At 67.1% G+C, this 5,374-nt stretch carries 4 protein-coding genes and 1 pseudogene; 2 read left to right on the top strand and 3 right to left on the bottom strand.

Annotation, left to right across the window (positions count from 1 at the left end; genetic code table 11):
• From HUU96_RS15145 to HUU96_RS10570, 3 genes and pseudogenes are all read right to left on the bottom strand, one after another.
• Positions 1 to 114 (bottom strand): annotated as a pseudogene (locus tag HUU96_RS15145) (inorganic diphosphatase); the annotation flags it as partial.
• A gap of 66 nt (positions 115 to 180) precedes the next feature.
• On the bottom strand, positions 181 to 2,100 hold the full coding sequence (locus HUU96_RS10575; protein WP_174292769.1) for a M61 family metallopeptidase: 1,920 nt from the start codon (positions 2,098 to 2,100) through the stop codon (positions 181 to 183).
• A gap of 82 nt (positions 2,101 to 2,182) precedes the next feature.
• A complete protein-coding gene (locus HUU96_RS10570) occupies positions 2,183 to 2,830 on the bottom strand; it encodes a DUF1345 domain-containing protein (protein WP_174292768.1) in 648 nt (215 codons plus the stop codon).
• Positions 2,831 to 2,942: 112 nt separating this feature from the next.
• Between HUU96_RS10570 and hisS the strand changes: the two genes are divergently transcribed.
• Positions 2,943 to 4,211, top strand: a complete 1,269-nt coding sequence (gene hisS / locus HUU96_RS10565) for a histidine--tRNA ligase (protein WP_174292767.1) — start codon at positions 2,943 to 2,945, stop codon at positions 4,209 to 4,211.
• Positions 4,208 to 5,284, top strand: a complete 1,077-nt coding sequence (gene prfA, locus HUU96_RS10560; RefSeq protein WP_174292766.1) for a peptide chain release factor 1 — start codon at positions 4,208 to 4,210, stop codon at positions 5,282 to 5,284. The genes hisS and prfA overlap by 4 nt, the downstream gene beginning before the upstream one ends.
• The last annotated feature ends 90 nt before the right edge of the window (positions 5,285 to 5,374 follow it).

Below are 5,374 nucleotides of genomic sequence, written 5' to 3'. Positions count from 1 at the left end.
CCCCGACGCCTTGTCGAACTCGTACTTCCCCGGCTCGCCGCCGGTCGGCACCTCGATGATGACATTGAGATCGTCGGGCGGATCCTTCCCGACCGGGATCAAATCGATACGCATATCAGGGTCCTTCTGGTGTCGAGCGCCACCCGGCGAGAGCAGCGGCCGTAATCGGGTCGGCAGCGGTTATTTGGGCGCGAGCAGCTTGTCGAGACCGGTATCGCCGGTGCCGACCTTCTGCAGGTGCGGGTAGCGCAGGCCACCATGGTAATCGATCGCGACCTCGCGAACGCGGTCATGGCCCTTGATCGTCAGGCGGATCGGCTCCTTGCCGTCCTTGGAGGCGACGACGGCGTCCTTCAGCCGGTCGCCGCTATAGGCGAGGTCACCGATCGCGACGATGCTGTCGCCATTGTCCAGCCCTGCCTTGAACGCCGGGCTGGCCCAGATCACCTGGCCGAGGTCGCCGGTGGGCAGGACGGCGATACCCAGCGAGTCGAGGAAGTTGGCCCCCCCGCGCTCGATGCCACGCGTCGCGCCGCCGGTCGGCTGGTCGGTATAGACGAGCTTGTAGCCATTCTTTTCGAACCCGGCGATCGGCGCGGGCTTGCCCGTCTCGGTCAGCCGCATGGTGAGGAAGCTCGCCCAGTCATAGGGCTGGACGCCGTTGAGGGTCGAGACGACATCGTCGAAGGTGTAGGTCACCTCGCCATAATCGCCGTCCTTCAGGCCGAAAAAGGCGCGGGCGAAGTCGTCGATCGACTTGGTGCCGCCCGACATCTGGCGGAGCATGGCGTCGACCTCCATCCACACCATCGCGCCCTCGACATAATAGTCCTCGGAGCGCTGCCAGCTGGTCCAGCCCTTGGGCCGGCGCTGCGAGATGATCGGGTCGTTGGTGGTGTCGACCATGTCGCGCCACTGCCGCGCCGGCGCGCGGTCATAGCTGGCGATGGTCGACGCGAGCAGGTCGAGCATCTCCTGCTTGGTGGCAAGGCCCGAGCGCGCCTGCAGGATATAGCCCCAGAACTGGGTTTGGCCCTCATACACCCACAACAGCGAATCGCGCATCGGCACGTCGAAATTGGGCGTCCAGGCATCGGCCCCGCGGCGGAACTTGCCGTTCCAGCTATGGGTATACTCATGCGGCAGCAGGTTGCGCGCATTGACCTGCGACGGGTCCTTCCAGTCGGTGAAATAGCCCGACCGGTTGCCGTCCTCCGACTCGCGATGGTGCTCTAGGCCGATGCCGCCGATCTGGTCGGAGATCGACAGCAGGAAATGGTAATTGTCGTAGTGCTGGGCCCCGAACACCTTCACCGCCTGATCGACCAGCGCCTTGTGCTTGTCGATCTGCTCGGGGGTGGCGACGAGCTGCGCCGGCGTGTCGGCGAAGGTGTCGAGGGTGACGCGCGGCGAGAGCGGGAACGCCTTGTAGTATTTCCCCGCCAGCGTCGGCGAGTCGACTAGCACCTCATAGTTGGTCTTCTGATAGGCGTAATTAGGCCCGTTGTTGCGCGACGGCAGGCCAGAGGCGGCGGTCCAGCCGGCCGGATACTTCACCGTCGCCTCGACCGGCAGCTGGCGGGTGAAATAGCCGGCCGGGTAGAGGCTGACCGAGTTCCACTGCAGTCGCAGCATCGTCGGCGTCATCACGATCGAGCCTTGCTCGGGCTTGGTGGCCGACAGGAACTGCAGGTCGATGTCGAGCCGCTTCGCGCCCTGCGGCACGTCGATATGATAGGCGTAGACCTTCACCGGGTCGCGGGTCCACGCCACCTCCTTGCCGCCGACGCGGAAATGCAGGCTGGCGAGCTTGTCGAGCTGACCCGAAGGCGAGTGGTTGCCGGGCAGCCATTGCGGGAAGAACAGCGTCATCGGCCCCGACTTGATGCCGGTCAGCGTCTCGTGCGTCGTGAAGATGCCCTGCGTCACGTTGGTCGCATCGACGTCGAGCGTGATCACGCCGGGAAAGGGGATGTCCTGCGGCTCGGGAATGGTGCTCTGCATCGGCACCGGTTGCGGGGCGGAGTTGCCGGGGGGCACCTGGGCAAGAGCGCCGGTGGCGGTGGACAGCAGCAGGCAGGCGATGGACACGCGGATCATCGGAACCCCTATTCTTGGTCGCGGTAGGCGAGCGGCTTAGGAGGGGCGCGGGCGGGGCGTCCAGTCCTAATTGAACGGCGGCTTAGCCGCCGCCGAGGACGTTGATCGTAAAGGCGAGCACGCCCAGGTTGAAGACGAAGGCGGCGAGGCACTGGCCGATCACCACCCGGCGCATCCCTCGCCCGGCAATGTCGACGTCCGACGTCTGGAAGGTCATGCCCAGCGTGAAGCTGAAATAGACGAAGTCCCAATAGTCGGGCTCGTCGGTCTTGGGAAAGCAGAGCCCCTGCTGGTCGCCCTCGCCATCGTCGTCGGGCAGGTAGAACAGATGCGCGTAATGGAGCGCATAGACGGTATTGGAGAACAGCCAGGCCAGCGCCAGCGTCGCGATCACCAGCACCACGGTGCCCGTGTCGCTGTTGCCCTTCACCTCGCCATGCACCGCGACCAGCACCACCAGCGTGATCAGGGCGGTCATCGCCAGCAGCAGCACCCGATTGGCGTCGTTGGCGACGGCCGTGCGCCGAATCTGCGTCGCCTCGTTGCGCTTCAGCAGCGAGGACACCGCGACCAGGAACACCGCCGCGGCGATGTCGAACGCCGCCATCGTGCCCCGGCCCCAGCCGATCGTCGGCACCAGCGCCGCCAGCCCGGCCGCGAACACCAGGATGGCGAGGATGAAGCGAGGCGGTGCCAGCCGCTTGCCGAGGTGAAATCCGCCATCTGCCATGGCGACCGTGCTAGCCGCGGTGACGGCGGGCGGCAATGCTGCCGACGATCGCTCGCGGCCAGGGCCGCACCTCTGGCGCTTGGCCGCACGCTCGCCTACAGACGCGCGCCAGATGGCCCAGACCCCCCGCCGCATCCGCGGCACCCAGGATATCGTCTTCGAGGACCAGCGCCGCTTCGCGCATGTGCTGGCGACGTTCGAGCGGGTGCGCGCGCTCTATTGCTTCGGCCGCGTCGACGTGCCGGTGTTCGAGGCGACGGAGGTGTTCGCGCGCTCGATCGGCGAGACCACCGATGTCGTGTCGAAGGAGATGTACACCTTCGAGGACCGCGGCGGCGACTCGATTACGCTGCGCCCTGAGTTCACCGCCGGCATCGCCCGCGCGTATCTGACCGAGGGCTGGCAGCAGCACGCGCCGATGAAGCTGGCGACGAGCGGCCCCGTGTTCCGCTACGAGCGGCCGCAGAAAGGGCGTTTCCGCCAGTTCCACCAGATCGACGCCGAGGTGATCGGCGCCGCCGAGCCGGCCGCCGATGTCGAGCTGCTGGTGATGGCCGACCAGCTGCTCCATGAGCTGGGCATCGCGGATGGCGTGACGCTCAAGCTCAACACGCTGGGCGACACCGCGACGCGCGACGCCTGGCGCGAGGCACTGGTCACGCATTTCGAAGCGCATCGGGCGGAATTGTCGGAGGAGAGCCTGGCGCGGCTGGCCAAGAACCCGCTGCGCATCCTCGACAGCAAGGACCCGCGCGACCGCCCGATCGCCGACGCCGCGCCCGATATCGACGCCTATCTGACGCCGAACGCGCGGGGGTTCTTCGACGCGGTGACCGCCGGGCTCGACGCGGCGGGGGTGCAGTGGACCCGCGACGCGCGGCTGGTGCGCGGACTGGATTACTACCGGCATACGGCGTTCGAGTTCGTGACGGACCGGCTCGGCGCGCAGGGCACCGTGCTGGGGGGCGGGCGGTATGATGGGCTGATCGGGAGTTTGGGTGGGCCGGAGACGCCGGGGGTCGGCTGGGCGGCGGGGGTCGAGCGGCTGGCGATGTTGGTGGCGGAGCCTAAACTTAGAGACGTCCGCGTTGCAGTTGTTGCCGATAGCCCTGAGCTAGGGATGGAAGCTCAGTGCATCGCTGCCATCCTACGCGCGGGCGACGTAGCAGCGGAAATTGCTTATAGAGGAAACGCGAAGAGACAGGTTGAACTGGCAAAAAAGCGGGGCTTGGATGCTATCGTTTTCGTTCGTGATCGACCGTCAGGCGAGCGGTATTGGGTACAACAGATTTCGGGGCTGTTTGATCATGACGAGTTTGTGCGGGAAGCATTGCTGCCACTGCTAGGGAGATTTAACGGTGAGGGTGCCCCGCCCGCATGACTACCATCTCCCCCGAGCGCATCCACCAGATCGAGGCGCGGCGCGACGAGTTGCAGGCGTTGATGGCGACCGGCGACCTGCCATCGGACCGCTTCGTCGCGGTCTCGAAGGAATATGCCGAGCTCGAACCTGTCGCGCAGGCCGCCGCCGAGGTGCGGCGGCTGCGCGCCGAGGCGACCAGCCTTCACTACATGACGCAGGACGTCGATCCCGAGCTGCGGGCGATGGCCGAGGACGAGCTGCGCGCCAACGATGCCAGCCTCGCCGACGCCGACCGCCGCCTCGCGCTTGCGCTGCTGCCACGCGACGCCGCCGACGAGCGCGCGGCGATGCTGGAGATCCGCGCCGGCACCGGCGGCGACGAGGCGGCGCTGTTCGCCGGCGACCTGCTGCGCATGTATCAGCGCTATGCCGAGGGGCAGGGCTGGCGGGTCGAGCTGATCTCCGCGAGCGCGTCGGAGGCGGGCGGCTTCAAGGAAGTCGTCGCCAACGTCGAGGGCAAGGGCGTGTTCGCGCGGCTGAAGTTCGAGTCCGGTGTCCACCGTGTCCAGCGCGTGCCGGCAACCGAGAACCAGGGCCGCATCCACACCAGCGCCGCCACCGTCGCGGTGCTGCCCGAGGCGGAGGAGGTCGACGTCCAGATCGACGAGGCCAAGGACCTCAGGATCGACATCTATCGCTCGTCCGGCCCCGGCGGCCAATCGGTCAACACCACCGACAGCGCGGTGCGCATCGTCCACATCCCCACCGGCCTGACGGTGATCCAGCAGGACGAGAAGAGCCAGCACAAGAACAAGGCCAAAGCGCTGAAGGTGCTGCGGACGCGTCTCTACGAGGCCGAGCGCGAGCGGCTCCACGCCGAGCGGGCGGGCGCGCGCAAGTCGATGGTCGGCTCGGGCGATCGGTCGGAGCGGATCAGGACGTACAATTTCCCGCAAGGCCGCGTGACCGACCACCGCATCAACCTGACGCTGCATCGCCTGCCGGAGATCCTGCAGGGCGACATGGGGGAACTGGTCGGCGCGCTGATCGCCGAGGATGAGGCCGAGCGGCTGGCGTCGCTGGACAATTGAGCGCCAAGGACGGTCACCCTCACCGTTCCGGCGCTGCGCGCCTCCCTCCCTCTCCCGACGGGAGAGGGAAAGGAGCCGGCGAAGCCGGCG

This window comes from Sphingomonas bacterium (assembly GCF_903644135.1).
Lineage (GTDB): Bacteria > Pseudomonadota > Alphaproteobacteria > Sphingomonadales > Sphingomonadaceae > Sphingomonas.
The sequence above is the reverse complement of the archived record's forward strand: the minus strand, read 5'-3'. Positions and strand labels throughout refer to the sequence as shown.